13 protein-coding genes are annotated in these 14668 nt (G+C 74.0%); 2 read left to right on the top strand and 11 right to left on the bottom strand.

All coding sequences use genetic code 11. The annotated features are described in order from the left end of the window. Nucleotides 1-36: 36 nt before the first annotated feature. Together SCK26_RS25760 and SCK26_RS25755 are read right to left on the bottom strand one after the other, a co-directional pair. Nucleotides 37-990, bottom strand: a complete 954-nt coding sequence (locus SCK26_RS25760) for an anti-sigma factor RsbA family regulatory protein (protein WP_412080782.1) — start codon at nucleotides 988-990, stop codon at nucleotides 37-39. Continuing rightward, on the bottom strand, nucleotides 987-1370 hold the full coding sequence (locus SCK26_RS25755; protein WP_318203695.1) for an anti-anti-sigma factor: 384 nt from the start codon (nucleotides 1368-1370) through the stop codon (nucleotides 987-989). The genes SCK26_RS25760 and SCK26_RS25755 overlap by 4 nt, the downstream gene beginning before the upstream one ends. A 177-nt stretch (nucleotides 1371-1547) precedes the next feature. Here SCK26_RS25755 and SCK26_RS25750 point away from each other — a divergent pair, with 177 nt between their 5' ends. Continuing rightward, on the top strand, nucleotides 1548-2288 hold the full coding sequence (locus tag SCK26_RS25750) for an ANTAR domain-containing response regulator (RefSeq protein WP_318203694.1): 741 nt from the start codon (nucleotides 1548-1550) through the stop codon (nucleotides 2286-2288). A gap of 151 nt (nucleotides 2289-2439) precedes the next feature. Here SCK26_RS25750 and SCK26_RS25745 read toward each other — a convergent pair whose 3' ends face one another. Further along, nucleotides 2440-2727, bottom strand: a complete 288-nt coding sequence (locus tag SCK26_RS25745) for a hypothetical protein (protein ID WP_318203693.1) — start codon at nucleotides 2725-2727, stop codon at nucleotides 2440-2442. Nucleotides 2728-2789: 62 nt separating this feature from the next. Further along, nucleotides 2790-4058: a M20 family metallopeptidase gene (locus SCK26_RS25740; protein WP_318203692.1), complete on the bottom strand. Its 1269-nt coding sequence runs from the start codon at nucleotides 4056-4058 to the stop codon at nucleotides 2790-2792. A gap of 421 nt (nucleotides 4059-4479) precedes the next feature. On the opposite strand from SCK26_RS25740, the gene SCK26_RS25735 reads away from it, so the two are divergent. After that, nucleotides 4480-6660, top strand: coding sequence for a BTAD domain-containing putative transcriptional regulator (locus tag SCK26_RS25735; protein ID WP_318203691.1), 2181 nt, complete (start codon nucleotides 4480-4482; stop codon nucleotides 6658-6660). Nucleotides 6661-6719: 59 nt separating this feature from the next. Here the strand turns inward: SCK26_RS25735 and SCK26_RS25730 are convergent, their stop codons facing one another. From SCK26_RS25730 to SCK26_RS25700, 7 genes are all read right to left on the bottom strand, one after another. Then, nucleotides 6720-7994: an ATP-grasp domain-containing protein gene (locus SCK26_RS25730; RefSeq protein WP_318203690.1), complete on the bottom strand. Its 1275-nt coding sequence runs from the start codon at nucleotides 7992-7994 to the stop codon at nucleotides 6720-6722. Next, nucleotides 7981-8937, bottom strand: a complete 957-nt coding sequence (locus SCK26_RS25725; protein WP_318203689.1) for an alpha/beta hydrolase — start codon at nucleotides 8935-8937, stop codon at nucleotides 7981-7983. Before SCK26_RS25725 ends, SCK26_RS25730 begins: the two co-directional genes overlap by 14 nt. Nucleotides 8938-8981: 44 nt before the next feature. Then, the gene (locus tag SCK26_RS25720; protein ID WP_318203688.1) at nucleotides 8982-10277 is read right to left on the bottom strand and encodes an MFS transporter; all 1296 of its coding nucleotides are present in this window, start codon (nucleotides 10275-10277) and stop codon (nucleotides 8982-8984) included. After that, entirely contained in the window at nucleotides 10274-11524 is a 1251-nt protein-coding gene (locus SCK26_RS25715; RefSeq protein ID WP_318203687.1) for an ATP-grasp domain-containing protein, read from the bottom strand. Before SCK26_RS25715 ends, SCK26_RS25720 begins: the two co-directional genes overlap by 4 nt. 126 nt (nucleotides 11525-11650) lie before the next feature. Next, a complete protein-coding gene (locus SCK26_RS25710; protein ID WP_318203686.1) occupies nucleotides 11651-12028 on the bottom strand; it encodes a Rieske 2Fe-2S domain-containing protein in 378 nt (125 codons plus the stop codon). Further along, nucleotides 12016-13434 carry an iron-containing redox enzyme family protein gene (locus tag SCK26_RS25705; RefSeq protein WP_318203685.1) on the bottom strand — a complete coding sequence of 473 codons (1419 nt, stop codon included), beginning with the start codon at nucleotides 13432-13434 and terminating at the stop codon, nucleotides 12016-12018. The genes SCK26_RS25710 and SCK26_RS25705 overlap by 13 nt, the downstream gene beginning before the upstream one ends. A gap of 70 nt (nucleotides 13435-13504) precedes the next feature. Next, a complete protein-coding gene (locus SCK26_RS25700; RefSeq protein WP_318203684.1) occupies nucleotides 13505-14590 on the bottom strand; it encodes a 50S ribosomal protein L11 methyltransferase in 1086 nt (361 codons plus the stop codon). Between the last annotated feature and the right edge of the window lie 78 nt (nucleotides 14591-14668).

Genomic DNA, 14668 nt, shown 5'->3' with positions numbered 1-14668 from the left:
GCCCCGCGCCCGCGGCCGGACGACGGGCCCCGGGTCTCAGCGGCCCAGGTAGCAGCGGATGGTGGTGCCCTCCGGTCCGGTGTGGACGCGTACCAGGTCGGACAGCAGGTTGACCAGCAGCAGTCCGCGTCCGCCGCGCTGGTCGCGGGCGGCCGGGCGGCGGCCGGCCAGCGGGTCGTCGAGGCGGCCCTTGTCGCGGACCTCGCACAGCACGTGCCCGTCCTGCGCCCACACCGTCAGCGTGCCCGTGCCGCCGCCGTGCACCACGCTGTTCGTGGTCAGCTCGGCGGTGATCAGCGCCAGGTTCTCCAGCGCCGTCCCGGCCAGGCCCAGCCGGGCGCCGTGGCCGGTGGCCAGGTGCCGGACGGCGGAGAGGGAGTCCTCGGTGAAGGCGGCGGCGAGCACCCCGGGTCCGGCGCCGGGGGCGGGCGGCAGCGGCAGGTTGTAGCGGGCCACGACGCCGTCGGGGTCGTACGCCGGGCTCGCCAGCCCGTCGGCCGAGCCGCCCGGGATGACGACCGGGTGGGTGGCCCGGGCGTCGGCGAGCGTCCTCTCGTCCAGCCGGGAGGTGTCGTACGGGCACAGGATGGTGATCTCGCGGCCCCGGAACGCCGCGTTGATCAGCGCCTCGTGCTGCGCGCAGGCCGGGTACTCGTCGGCGCTGCGGCCCGCCCAGATCGGCTCGCCGATGATCCGGACCCGCCGGCCGGGCGGCTGCCGGTCGGCGAAGGCGCGCAGCACGCCGGGGATGATCCGGCCGGGGTTGCGGCCGGCCTCGCGCATGTCCAGGAACCGTACGCCGGCGCCGTCGCCGCCCAGCGCGTCCTGGATCAGCCGCAGGTTCTCCGCCGGTACGGCCACCGCGACCGGCTCGCCCGCCGCGAGGCCCTCGCGGACGAAGGAGACGGTGCCGGCCAGGTACTCGTGCGGGTCGCCGTAGAACAGCGCGGGGTGCACGAACGGCTCCACGGGCTCGCTCAGCGTGGTCACGACGCCGACACCTCGATCCCGGGCAGGCCGGGCCACAGCAGCCCGAGCATCCGCGGCAGCGTGTCCGGCGGCCGGTGCAGCACCAGCCGGCGCCGCCCGTCCAGGCAACGGGCGGTGTCCGCCAGCGCGCCGGCGCCCGCCACATCGACGAAAGTCACCGCGGACAGCTCCAAGTAATACACGTCCTCGCCCCCGACGTCCTCGGCCTCGCGCGCGACCCGCTCCAGCGCGCGCTGCCATATGCCACGCGTGGGCAGGATCACCTCGCCCACCGCCCGGAATCCGCTCCGCCCGGTCAGCGGGTACACATCGAGCCGCGGCACCGCCTGTTCGGGCACGGCGGCGGCCGGCGGCAGTCGGGCCGGCTCGGCCGCGCTCATGCCATCTCCCAGTCGCACAGATACACAGCTGCCCAGTATGCGCCCTCCGCTGCCCGCCGGACGCACATCACCCGGGCGCCGAGCGCGCCGGACGGGCACGGGCCGGCCGGCGGGTGTAGCCGGCGGCGCGGGGGGCAGGCGGGGGACAACGAGGATCGGCGGCCCGGGAGGGGAGACATGACCACAGCGGCACGCGCACCGCGGGACGGGCGAGCGGCACCCCTGACCGTCGGCGTCCGGGCGGAAGGCGGCCGGGTCCGCCTCCAGGCCCGCGGCGAGCTGGTGCACGGCTGCGCCGACGCCCTCGCCGAGGCTCTGGCCGCGCTGCCGCCGGGCGTCTGCCGGGTCGACCTGGACGCCGCCGAGGTGGTCTTCCTGGACACCGCGGGGCTCACGGCCCTGCGCACGCTGAGCGAGTACGGCCGCCGGCACCGCGTGCCGGTCGGTGCCACCGGCTGGCACGGGCAGCCGCGCCGGGTACTGGAGCTGATGGGCCTGGACCCCGTGGACCCGCTCAGCGGCGGTCTGCCCGCCGGCCGCTCCGACGCCGCGGCCTCGGCGGTGGCCCGGGAGCGCGCCGAGCAACTGGACGTGCTGCGCCTGGAGATAGCGCAGCTGCGCCACGCGATCGACTCGCGTCCGGTCATCGACCAGGCCCGGGGCGTGCTGATGGCGGCCCACGCCTGCACTCCGGAGCAGGCCTGGGACATCCTGCGGGAGGCGTCCCAGCGGACCAACACCAAGCTGCGGCAGGTCGCGGCGGCGGTCACGGCGAGCGCGGCACCGGACGGCACGCCGCCGCCGGAGCCGCTGGGGTCCGCGCTGGCCGCCGCGGTCCGCCGGGTCAGTACGGCAGCACGCGCCCCGAGGGAGTCCTGCGATCGATCTCCTGCCCGCGCGGGGCGGGCCGCCGGCTGACACGTACCCGGATCCGACGGTCCATGACGCCCTCCTCCTGCCGGCATCGACCGGTCCGGCACACCGGTAGAGGGTCCGTGCCCAGGACCTGACCTGTTCACGCCTGGACGGGCACACTTCATGCCATCGTTACGAGCGGGCCGTCCGCCGGTCACCGGGACGGGCGGCGCGCGAGGACCGCGTCGAGCCGGGCCGGCCGGCCGGTGGGCCGGGCCCCGCGGCGGGCGTCGAGTTCGCGGCAGTACACGCCGTCGTTCCACGGTCGCACGGTCGGGACCAGGCGGTTGCCGCGCAGGCCGCGTTCGGCGCGCGCGGTCTCGTCCCACGGGAAGTCGGCCCCGGCGCCGCCCACTTCCGGCAGCACCCCGGCGGCGTTGACGGCCGCACCCGGGCTGCCGTACGGCATCGGCGGTCCGAAGTCCTCCGGTATGGCGGGCACTTGAGCAGGTCTCCCGGGAGCCGGCGGGCCGGCCCGTTCCGGGGCCGACGGCGAAGGCGTCCTCAGCCGGCCAGGAAGGCGAGGGCCACCGCGGCGTGGCAGGCGATGCCGGTGGCGATCACGTCCTCGTCGATGGTCATGCGGGACGAGTGCAGCGCCGGGGCCTCGTCGGGGGAAAGGCCCGGCGGGCAGGCGCCGAGGAAGGCGAGGGCGCCGGGGACGGCCCGCAGCACGTAGGAGAAGTCCTCCGCCGTCATCTGCGGCGCGGGCAGGACCTCCACCGCGCCGGTGCCGAGCGCGTCGGCGGCGGCGCGGTGGACGAGGCCGGTGAAGCCCGGGTCGTTGGCGGTGACCGGATAGCCGGGGACGACGGTCGCCTCCGCCGTGGCACCGTGCGCGGCGGCCACCCCGTGGGCGACCCGGGCGATCACCTCGTGCAGGTGCCGCCGGGTCGGCTCGGCCAGCGTGCGCAGGGTGCCGGAGAGTTCGGCGGTGTCGGGGATGACACCGGCCGCAGTGCCCGAGGCCAGCCGGGTCACGCTGAGCACGGCGCTGTCGTCGGCGGCCACGCCCCGGGTGACGGCGGTCTGCAGAGCGAGGACGATCTCGCAGGCCACCGGCACCGGGTCACAGGCGGTGTGCGGCGCCGAGGCGTGCCCGCCGCGCCCCCGGACCACGACGCGGAACAGGTCGGAGGCCGCCATCTGGGGTCCCGGCCGCAGCCGCACCGCGCCGGCCGGCAGGTTGGGGTGCACATGCAGGGCGAAGGCGGCACCGGCCCGGCCGCCCGCCGCCTCCAGCACTCCTTCCTCGATCATCAGACGGGCTCCGTGATGGCCCTCCTCGCCGGGCTGGAACATGAACACCACGCGCCCGGGGAGCGCCGCGCGCCGCCCGGCGAGCAGCCGTGCCGCGCCCACCAGCATCGCCATGTGGGCGTCGTGCCCGCAGGCGTGCATCAGCCCGGCGCCGCGCGAGGCGAACGGCAGCCCGGTGTCCTCGGTGACCGGCAGCGCGTCCATGTCGGCGCGCAGCAGGATCGCCGGGCCGTCGGCCGCCCCGGTGAGCGTCGCGGTCACGGAGGACAGGGCGCGCCCGGTGCGGATGTCCAGGCCGAGGCCGTCGAGCGCGTCCAGGACCAGGCGCTGGGTGGCCGGCAGGTCGAGGCCCTGCTCGGGGCCCCGGTGCAGGGCGCGGCGCAGGGCGATGGCACCGGGGGCCAGCCGGCGTGCCTCGTCGAGCAGGCCGGGCCCGGCGAGGCGGACGGCCGCCGGCCGGTTAGGGGCGGGGTCGTCCGGCGTGCCGCCTGTGGTCCTGGGGGTGGATGTCATACGGCCGTTCTCCTTCGCGGAACCGTGCGGCGCGCGGGCGCTCCCCACGGTAGGGACGGTGGCACCGGCCGGACAGCCCCCGCCGGCCCCGGCATCCGGGATCCGGCCGGTCCCGCACACCGTCAGGATGGCGGAAACCTCCCTTCCGGCGCGGCCGGCCGAGCCCGGCGTGCCGGGTCCCGGCCACGTGGCGCCGGTCCGGCCGCGCCGCCCGCTCGCGGTCCGAGTCCTTGCCGCGATGATGTCAATAGTGCTTTTCGGTCAATGACTTCCGGTGCATAGTTTTGCGCCGGGAGGAATATGCGGCGGCGCTATTCGGAGTTCACGCCGCGTAAATTGCGCCACCGGGCCATTCGACTTACGATCGCCAGCAATCGAGCACTGCCAGGGGGCTGATTCATCACTCGGCACCGGGGGGGGCATGCCGGACCTTCGTATCACCGGAACTGTCACAGACCGTCCGCTCCACCCGAGGCCGGCGCTTCCCTTCCACATCCAGGTCCGGACGTTCCGGGAGCGGACCGGCCTGACCCAGCGGGAGTTCGCCGAGTTGTCCGGGATCAGTGTGCGGGCCCTGCGCGACATCGAGAGCGGCCGGGTGGAACAGCCGCAGGCCCGCACGCTGCGGCGGCTGGCCGGCGTCCTCGGCCTCGAGGTCGACGAGATCCGGCATTCCGTGTCACGGAGCCGGAAACCCGAGGGCCGGGGCGAATCGGGCCTGCGTATCGGCATTCTCGGCGCCCTCACCATCGATCGCGGCGGCACCGTGACCGAAGTGCGCGCCTGCAAACTGCGCAGGTTATTGTCCCTGCTGGCACTGTGCCATCCCGAGTCCGCCAGCCTGGACGAAATAGGCCGTACGCTCTGGCCGAAGGAACCGCCCCGCTCCTACCAGAACCTGATCCACACCTATGTGAGCCAGGCGCGCGGACTGCTGCGCTCCCCCGGTTCCGGCCCCGCGGACCAGGCCCCGTCGTGCCTGGTCCGCACCCCCGTCGGCTACGCGCTGTCCCTCGGACGCGACCAGGTCGACCTGACCCGTTTCCAGGACCTGGCGGACATGGCGCGGCGGTCCCACGCCGACGGCGACCATACGGCCGCCTACGAGTTCGCGAGCCGGGCGCACCGCTGCTGGCGCGGCCCGGTCCTGACCGAGGAACCCCAGCTGGCCCTGCATCCGGCGGCCACGGCCGCGACCCGGCAGCGGACCGAGAACCTGCTGCTGTACGCGGACCTCGCGCTGCGGTTCCGGCAGCCGGAACTGGTGGTGCCCGCGCTGTACACCGCCGCCGAGGACGAGCCGCTGAACGAACGGCTCCAGGCGCGGCTGATGCTGGCGCTGGCCTGCTGCGGCGAGCAGTCGGAGGCGTTGCGGGTGTTCGCCGACGTCGGCCGGCGCCTCGACGCCGAACTGGGCCTGCAACCCGGCCGGGAGCTGCGCCAGGCCCATGTGCAGGTCCTGCAACAGCAGTTGACCGGGCACGCCGGCGAAGTGCCGGCCCGGCGGGCGGCGCCGGCCCCGCGGGAGACCGCGCCGCCGGCCCCGTCCGAACCGCCCGAGGTCCGGCCGTCCCAACTTCCCGGGCTGAATCGTCACTTCGTCGGGCGGACCGGCCAGCTCCGGGAGCTGGACCGGCTGCTGCTCGCCCCGGGCGAGCGGGACGGGCAGGTCCCGGCGGCGCTGATCACCGGGCCGCCCGGTGTGGGCAAGACGGCGATCGCGCTGCGCTGGGCGCACCGGGTGCTCGACCGCTTCCCGGACGGCCGGCTCTACGCCGACCTGCACGGCCACGCCCGGCAGCGCCCGCCGGGCGCCCTGGAGGCGATGTCCTCGTTCCTGCGCGCCCTCGGCGTCCCCGGCGACCGGATCCCCGGCACCCTCGGCGAGGCGACGAACCTCTACCGCACCCGGCTGTCCGGCCGGCGCGTCCTGGTCGTGCTCGACGACGCGTGGGACGCGGACCAGATCCGGCCCCTGATCCCCGGCGACGCCGGCTGCGCCGTGCTCGTCACCAGCCGCAACGCCCTGCCCGACCTGACGGCCCGGGAGGGCGTCCAGCGGGTCGCCGTCGACGGGCTGGACGACGAGGAGACGCTGACGCTGCTCGGCCGGCTGCTGGGGCCCGAACGCGTCGAGCGGGAACCCCTGGCCGCCATGGCCCTGGGCAAGTACTGCGGCGGTCTGCCGCTGGTGCTGCGCATCCTGTCGACGCGGCTGGCGCAGCATCCCGGTCTCGGCATCGCCCGGTACTACGCCGAGTTGCAGGCCGGCGGGCTGGTCCGGCAGCCCTCCGACGCGCAGGACAGCCTGCTGTGCTCGGTCCACGCGGCCTTCGAGCCGTCCTACGCGGCGCTGCCCGGGCCGGCCCGCCGGGTGTTCCGGCTGCTCGGCGAAACCACAGGCGCCGACATCACCGCGTACACCATGGCGGAGCTGGCCGGCCTGACACCGGGCGAGGCCCGGTGGGCCCTGTGCCGCCTGGCCGACGCGAGCATGGTGCGCGAGCACGCGCTCGGCCGGTTCGACGTGCCCGCCCCGCTGCTCCGGTACGCCAGGACGCTGCCCGGCCGGGAGGAGGCGGAGCCGGTCCGGACGGCCTGAGCCTGCCCGGCGTGCCCGTCCGCCGGCGGCCGGGCGCGCCGGGCAGGCGAGCGGGCGGATCACGGCTCCGTGATGGCCAGCCGCCGCTCCAGGGCGCGCACGGCCCGGTAGTCCCGCTCGATCTGCTCCGCGTCCGGGTGGGCGAGGATCACGAACCCGAAGTCGAGGCTGTCGACCAGGTCCTTGGTGACGGGGACCCGGTCGCCGTCGGACAGGTTCCGCACCGAGAAGTGGTGGCTCGGCAGGGTCCGGATCTCGTCCAGGACTGCGGTGCCGCGCACCGTCCCGGAGCGGCGGGCCATGTGGAAGACGCACATCTGGTGGGTCAGCAGTTCGTAGCTCTGCGGCAGTTCGCCGCCGGTGAGCCAGCGCACCGTCCGGTCGATCTGGCTGTCGCCGGTGGCGTTGCGGTTGAACCGCGGCTGGCCGCCGCCGTGCGGACGGGCGCCCAGCTCGATGAGCAGCGGGCCGTCGGCGGTGCCCATCACCTCGACATGGGCGGAGCCGAAGCGGACGCCCACCGCGTCCAGCACGCCGAAGACGTACTCCGTCAGGACGGCCACGGCCGGGTCGTCCGGCGGCAGCCAGCGCATGGTGTCGTAGACGGCCATGTGCGGGCCGTTGTCGACCTTGCCGTAGGCGCACACGTCCACCAGGGAGTGCTTGCCGTCGTGGCTGAAGGTGTCCACCACGTACTCGGTGCCGGTGACGAACTTCTGCACGACGAGCCGGTCGTCGACCTCGCCGAACTGGTTGACCCGGCCGATCTGCCGCTCGAACACGGCCCGCCAGTCCGCGCCGCCCGGCACCTTGGTCACGCCGTCGGTGCTGGCGCTCTTGGGCGGCTTGATCACGAGGTCGGCCCCGGCCAGGCCCTCGCGCTCCAGCCAGGCGGCCGCCTCCTCGACGTCGGCGGTGCACAGCTGCGGGATGACCGGCAGCCCGGCGGCCCGTACGGCGTCGGCCATCCGGCTCTTGTCCCGGCGGGCTTCGGCCAGGGCCGGTACGTTGCTCAGCGCGGGCAGCACCCGGGGAGAGAGCCGTTCGGCCAGTTCCACGCCGGACTCGCAGCCTGCGATGACACAGCGCGGGTCCAGCGCCCGCACCCGCTGCACGACCTCGTCCAGGTCGCCGTCGTGGACGATGACGTCGGGGAAGTCGCCGGGCCGGTAGGAGGAGGCGAACGCCTCGGGCGGGCGGGGGCTGCTGACCACCGCCGCGACCGGGACGCCCCGCTCGCGCAGCGCGTCGGCGAAGAGGGCACCGGAGGAGTAGGGGTCGACGACGACGCAGGGGCCGCCGCCCGGTCCGGTGCGCGGGTCAGTGCCCGCCATCGACGGTTTCCTTCCGGGCCAGCGCCGCGACGGCGGCGCAGTAGCGGGCGAAGAAGTCCGCCGCGGGCTCGCTGACCCGCCGGGCGCGCACCGGGGCGTGCACCATGCCCTCCTCGCGCACATACGTGACCGGCGTGCCGTGCTCCTTGAGCAGGGCGGTGTACTTCTCCGCGTCCACGCACAGGGAGTCCATCGCGCAGCCGACGACGTAGGCCGGCGGCAGGTCGTGGAAGGCCCCGCCGAGCAGTGGCGAGACGTAAGGGTCCGCGGCCTGTTCCGGTTTCGGGCAGTAGCAGGCGGTGTAGAACTCCATCTCGCCGCCGGACAGCAGGGGCGCGTCCTCGCCGCCGTCGCGCCAGCGGGTGAAGTCCAGCACCGGGCTGATCACCGCCTGGCCGCGCGGGCGGGGGCCGCCGCGGTCGCGCGCCATCATCGACAGCACCACCGCCATGTTGGCGCCCGAACTCTCCCCGCAGATCACCGCGCCGTCCGGGTCGAGGGCGCCGAGGCCCAGCGCGGGCAGGGCGGCGAGGGTGCCGCACAGTCCGGCGTAGCAGTCCTCCAGCGGGCCGGGGAACGGGTTCTCCGGGGCCATGCCGAAGTCCAGCGCGATCGTCACCAGGCCGGTGCGGTCGGCGAGTTCGGCGACCAGGCTGTGGTGGCTGTGCAGCGAGCCGATGACGAAGCCGCCGCCGCGGATGTAGAACAGCACGGCGTCGCCGGTGCGTTCGGCCGGTTCGTAGACGCGGATGCGGGCCGTGCGGCCCTCGTGCTCCACGGTGGCGTCCCGGTGCCGGACGCCCTCGGGCACGGGGATGGGGAGGACCTCGGTCAGCGCGTCGTACAGGACCCGCTGCCGTTCGACGGGGTAGGTGTAGAAGTCCGGCGGCAGCGCGCCGTTGACCGTCTCCACGAACTTCTCTATGCCTTCTGCGTAGGCCATGCGCGGCTCGCTCGCTTCCGAATCCAGGGGTGCGGTGGGGCGGGTCAGGGAGTGTCGGCGGCGACCGGTCCGCCGCGTCCGGCCGGCTTCTCGCCGGCCGGGGCGGTGCCGGTGCCGGGGTCCGCGCGGCGCTCGCTCATGCCGGCCAGGGCGGCCGCCACGGCACCCACGGTCAGCAGCCCGGACAGCCACCACACGGACGCGTGCGACAGCTGCCAGGCGGCGACGCCGAGCACCGGGCCGACCGCGTAGCCGATCTGCATGGGGAAGGCGGCGGCGGCGATGTAGCGGCCGCGCAGGTGCTCGGGGGCGACCTTGCCCGGCCAGGCCGAGGCGGTCGGCGTGCCGATCATCTCGCCGGCCGTCCACACCACCGTCGCCACGACGTACATGGCCATGGCGGGCCCGGCCACGTACAGGTTCATCCCGACGCCGACCAGGCCGACGCCGAGCGCCACGGCGACCTTGCCGGGCAGGTGCTGCACGTACTTGGTGAACAGCAGCTCCAGGCAGATGACCATGACGGCGTTCAGCGACAGCAGGCTGGAGTAGAAGGCCACGCTGTGTCCGTCGGCCTTGATCTGGAGCGGCAGCGCGGAGGTGTGCTGGATGTAGACGACGGCGTTGAGGAAGAGCGCCAGCAGGAACAGCACGTACCGGGTGTCGCGCAGCACGGCGGTGTACGACCGGCTCGGGGCGTCGGCGTGCGGCTCGGCCTGCTTCGCCATGCCTCCGGAGCGCGCCAGGACCAGGGCGAAGGCGGCGAAGCCGAGCTGCGCCCCGGCCTCCAGATAGAAGATCAGATCGTACGAGTGGCTGATGAGGAGCGCGCCGAGCAGCGGGCCCACCGTGGTGCCGAGGTTGAACGCCATGCGGTAGACGGCGAACACCATCACGTGGTGGCTCTCGGGGGTGCGTTCCACCAGCAGGGCCGAGGAGGCCGGCCGGTACATCTGCGCCAGCAGGCCGATGACCGCGGCGACCGTGATGACCAGGGGCAGGCTGTCCAGGTGGGGCAGGCTCAGCGTGCCCAGGCCGGCGAGCGCCATGGACCCGACGATCGTCCACGCGTAGCCGATGCGGTCGGAGGCCGAGCCGCCGATCAGCACACCGGCCACCGAGCCCACGCCGTAGGCGCCGAGCGCGAACCCGGCCTCCGTCGCGGAGAAGCCCTTGGCGGTCAGGTAGAGCACCAGGTAGATCTGGAGGAAGTTGCCGAGCCGGTTGACCAGCATGCCGACGAGCACGAGCCAGATGGGGCCCGGGATCCCCCGCAGGGCCTCCAGGACCGACGGCCGGCCCGCCTTCCCCGGCCCGGCGGACGTCTGTCCGGTCGTCATCGGGGCGGCTCCGCCACCGGGCGGCCCGCGAGTTCCACGATCTCCGGCGCCTTCAGCAGCGCCGCCCGTGCCCGCTCCATGGAGTCGGCGAGGGCGATGACCCGGGCGTACCGGGAGATGTAGCCGCGCGGCGGCAGCCGCAGCACGGCCCCCGGGTCGGCCATGGGGTCGGCGCCGTGGATGCCGGCCGGGAAGCGGTCCTCGTGGACGGTCACCGACTCGATCTCGGTGTCCCGCTCGGGGTACAGGAACGTGATCGCCGCGGCCCGCCGCCGGGTCGGCGTGGTCTCGGGGCGCCGGCCCGCCGCGACGTCGGCCGCCGCCATCGCGATGTCGACGCCGGTGGCCAGCTCGCCGAGGTAGGGGATCATGTCGCCGCCGAGGCGGGCGTTGACCTCCATCAGGCGCGGGCCGTCGGCGGTGAGCCGGAACTCGGTGTGGCTGACGCCGGTGTGGAAGCCGAGCGCGGCGTGGCTGGCCCGCAGCGCCTCGAGGAGCCGCGGGTCGGACAGCAGCGGGTCGGCCGCGTCGACCTCGTGCCCGGTCTCCTCGAAGAAGGGCGCGAACCCGACCTGCTTGCGGGCCACCGCCAGCGGGGTGCCCTCGCCCTCGAAGAAGACGGCGTCGACGCTGATCTCGGGCCCGTCGACGTACTCCTCGACCAGCACCGACACCTCGAAGACGGGCACGCCCGGGTAGGAGACGCCGGTCGCCGCGCGGTAGGCGCTCTCGATGTCGCCGGGCCCGTCGGCCCGGCGCACGCCCATGCCGCCGGCCAGTCCGCGCGGCTTGAGCACGACCGGGAAGCCGATCTTGTCCGCCGCCTGGCGGGCCTCGTCCAGGGAGCGCACGCCGATGGAGACGGGCTGGGCGACCCCGGCCCGCTCCAGCGCGGTCCGCGTGGCGTTCTTGTCCCGGCAGGCGGCCACGGTCTCGGCGGAGTTCCCCGGCAGCCCCAGCGCCTCGGCCACGTGCGCGGCCGGGGTGACCAGGCCCTCGTCGTAGCAGAACACGCCCGTCACCTCGTGCTCGGCGGCCACCTGGCGGGCGGCCTCGACGAGGAGTTCGGGACGGGTGTTGTCGACCTCGGTGCCGCCGACGACGTAGGGCTCCTCCCAGGTCACCGGGGCCGGCTGGAGCAGCCAGAGCGCATAGCGCCGGCTCACCGATCGCAGGATGAACTCCCGGCTGCGCCGCGAACTGCTGCCGATCAGCAGCAGCAGCGGCTTGTCACCGTCCCTGCCCATGTTCCGCTCTCCTCACGTGTGATCACTCGTGGTCCGGTCCGGGTGCCGGGGGCCGCGCCGGCCGGCACCCGGACCGGCCGTCTGTACAACACCGGCCGGCGCCGGGGCGTTGCAGTGGCCGGCGGGTCAGCCGGCCGCCGCGCGCGGGCGGCTCAGCGCGGGCGACAGCGGCCGGTGTTCCAGGCCGACGGCGCAGTCCCGGGGCGGGGCCGGCCAGCCGCGGGCCGGCGGGTGCTCGGGGAAGACGGCGGTGACCCGGTCGCCCACCCGTACGGCCGGGACCTCCGCCCGCATCCGGGCCAGGGAGGTCCCCCGCTCGTGCCAGGGGCACACCAGCCGGATGCCGTCCTCGGCCATCCCGGCCAGGTGCAGCGGGCCGCCGCGGTGCGGGCACCGGGCCCGCATCACGAAGCCCCGGCCGCCGACCGTCGCGTAGACGTACGGCGTTCCCTCGATGACCGCGCAGTTGTCCCGCCCCTCGGCGGTGAAGGTCACGACAGGCACGCGCGGTAGTCCCCGACGGAGTGGATCTCGTAGACGCACTCGTCCGACTCGATGTTCGCGCCGTGCAGCCGGTTGCGCTTGATGACGACGCCCTCGCCGGCCCGCAGGATCAGCGAGGAGCCCAGGCCGCTCTCGAAGCGCATGGTGCCGGAGACGATGTGGCACAGCTCGTCGCCGTCGTGGCAGTGGGTGTTGGACAGCTCGCCGCGCGGTTCGACGAGGTGGGCCACCGGCGCGTCGACCTTGCCCTGCTTGAGCCCCTCGAAGACCGGTCCGTGCAGCTTCTTCAGCTCGGGCTGGGCGTCCATCCACGCGATCTGCTCGGAGAAGTCGAAGTCGCCGACCTCCAGCAGCACCCGGTACTCCTCGATGCCCCGCACGATCTCCGGGATGATGCCGTCGCCGTGCGCCTCCACCAGCGGCTTGATGATCTTCTCGCGGGCCATCCGGCCGTGGTGCTGGTCGATGTGGACGTGCTCGGTGAAGTAGGTGGTGTCCACCGTGTCGCCGAAGACCTCGCGCAGCAGCTTGTCGGCGCGGCGGCAGAAGTCGACCAGGGAGCTTTCGGTGTAGTAGAGCGCGCCGACGTAACGGAAGAACAGCTCGTGGTTCTTGCCCAGGTAGTGGAAGTAGTTGTTCAGCAGCAGGCTGCTGTTCAGGTAGTACTGCCAGTACCGGTGCAGGTCGGACTCCAGGCCCACCGACTCCAGGGTCCGTTCGAACAGGGTGCTGTGCTTGGTGTCGTGGACGCCGTAGCCGTACTCGTCGATGACGACCTTGAACCACTCGGACTGGGCCGGGCCGTAGTAGCCGAGCACGTTGCGCATCATCGGCGAGGCCTCGGAGAGGAAGTCCGGCGCGAACTGCACCAGCCACATCCGGGCCGCCCGCCGGGGGTCGGCCGAGCCGAGGATGGCCTTCTCCGCCGGCATCTGCTCCTCGCCGCCCGCGGTGTCGAGCGAGTCCAGGTAGGCGTCCAGGCTCTGCGCGGTCCAGTTGCCGGAGGTCTCCACCTCGTCGTCGAGGAAGCCGAAGGCGTAGCGCTCCAGCGCCGGCCGGATCCGCTCGCCGAGCGCCCGGTTGGCGGGGCTGTAGAACGCCCGGAAGTCCTCCTCCTTGCCCTTCAGCCCGGCCTTGGGGAAGAACACGAGGTCGGCCTCGTAGACGGAGGTCAGCAGGCGCTGCACGGCCAGGCTCGCGTAGTCGAGGATGTTCTCCCGGCCCGGGACCCGGTCGTAGTCCAGGTGCGGCAGCACCTGCGGCCTGAGCTGCCGGCGGTAGGGATTGTCGTGGTTCACCCAGTCCAGGTTGTCGTGGTAGATCGGGGCGGTGGCGTACTGCACGACCGCGTCGCGCAGTTCGGCACCGCCGAGTTCGAACGGGACGTGCGGAGGGACGTGGCTCATCGCTTGCTCCCTGGTCCTGGTCCAGACGGGTACGGCGGCCGGCTTGTGGCCGGTGCCGGGTGAGGGGGTGTCAGATGCTCGCGCGGAGGGTGAAGTCGCTCCAGCCGAGCCGGAGGGCGACCGTCTCGCCGGCCTTGGTCGGCACGGGCTTCTCCAGCGGGACCCAGCCCTGCATCCAGTGCGAGCGGGGGTTGTCCGGCGGGTTGGACAAGGTGATGCCGCTGCCCATGTCCAGCTCGAACCAGACGGCGAGGGCCTGGGCCTCGCCGTCGGCGGTGGCGGTCAGGGCGAGGGGGCGTTCGCCGGGTTCGAGCGGGGACCGCGCGAGGTCGAACTCGACCAGCGGCGCCGTCTCGGACAGGAACCGGTGCGGCCAGGTGTCGAGCCGGACCGGGAAGTGGCCGCGGGTCGCGAACGTGTTCATGAGCGAGACGTCGAAGCCGCCGGCCGTGGTGGCCTGGTTCAGCTTCAGCACCGCCTCGCTGCTGACCAGCCGGCCGTGCAGCCGGGCCGCCGAGGGCAGCATGATCCCGTCCGGCTTCAGCAGGTGCTCGCGGGCGTGGCGCACGGAGGGCAGCAGGCCCTCGCCGATCAGGCCGCAGTCGACGATCTCCGACACCAGGACGTCCACCGGTCCGCCGAGGTCGCGCACCGGGTCCAGGCCGGTGGACGGCTTGCCGATGACGGTGATGACGTCGGACAGGCCGTGCGCGTTGACGACGTTCCGGGCGATCTCGGCCAGCAGCGGGTTCATCTCGCAGGTGAAGACCCTGCTCGCGCCGGCCCGGGCGGCGGCCATGGCGAGCAGTCCGCTGCCGGAGCCGATGTCCAGCACGGTCGACCCCGCCGGGATGCCCCGCTCCAGGGCGGTCATCAGCGCGGTATTGCGCTCGATGTCGTTGAGCATGGCGAAGTGCCAGCGTGGAACGTTTCTGCGGGCGATCTGGGCGAAGGCGTCCGCATCCAGGGACAGCTCCTCCGGGGGCATGCTCAGCAGCGCCGACGCCTGTTCGGCGAGCGCGTTCATCTCCTGCGCGAGCGACTGCAGCAGCGCCGCTCCCAGACGGTACGGCGAACCGTTCGCCGGCATGGTCACCGGGGCCGGTCGGGCCTCGTGCTCCGCGGGCATGGCCCGTGCCTCTTGTACGTGCCGCATGTGTGCCACTGCTCCTTAACGCTGTGTCGCCGGGTTGACAGTGGTACGAGGCAGGTCACACATGTCCCCTGCCGTCGC

Source organism: Streptomyces sp. SCL15-4, from assembly GCF_033366695.1.
GTDB lineage: Bacteria > Actinomycetota > Actinomycetes > Streptomycetales > Streptomycetaceae > Streptomyces.
This window is presented reverse-complemented; position numbering and strand designations above follow the sequence as displayed.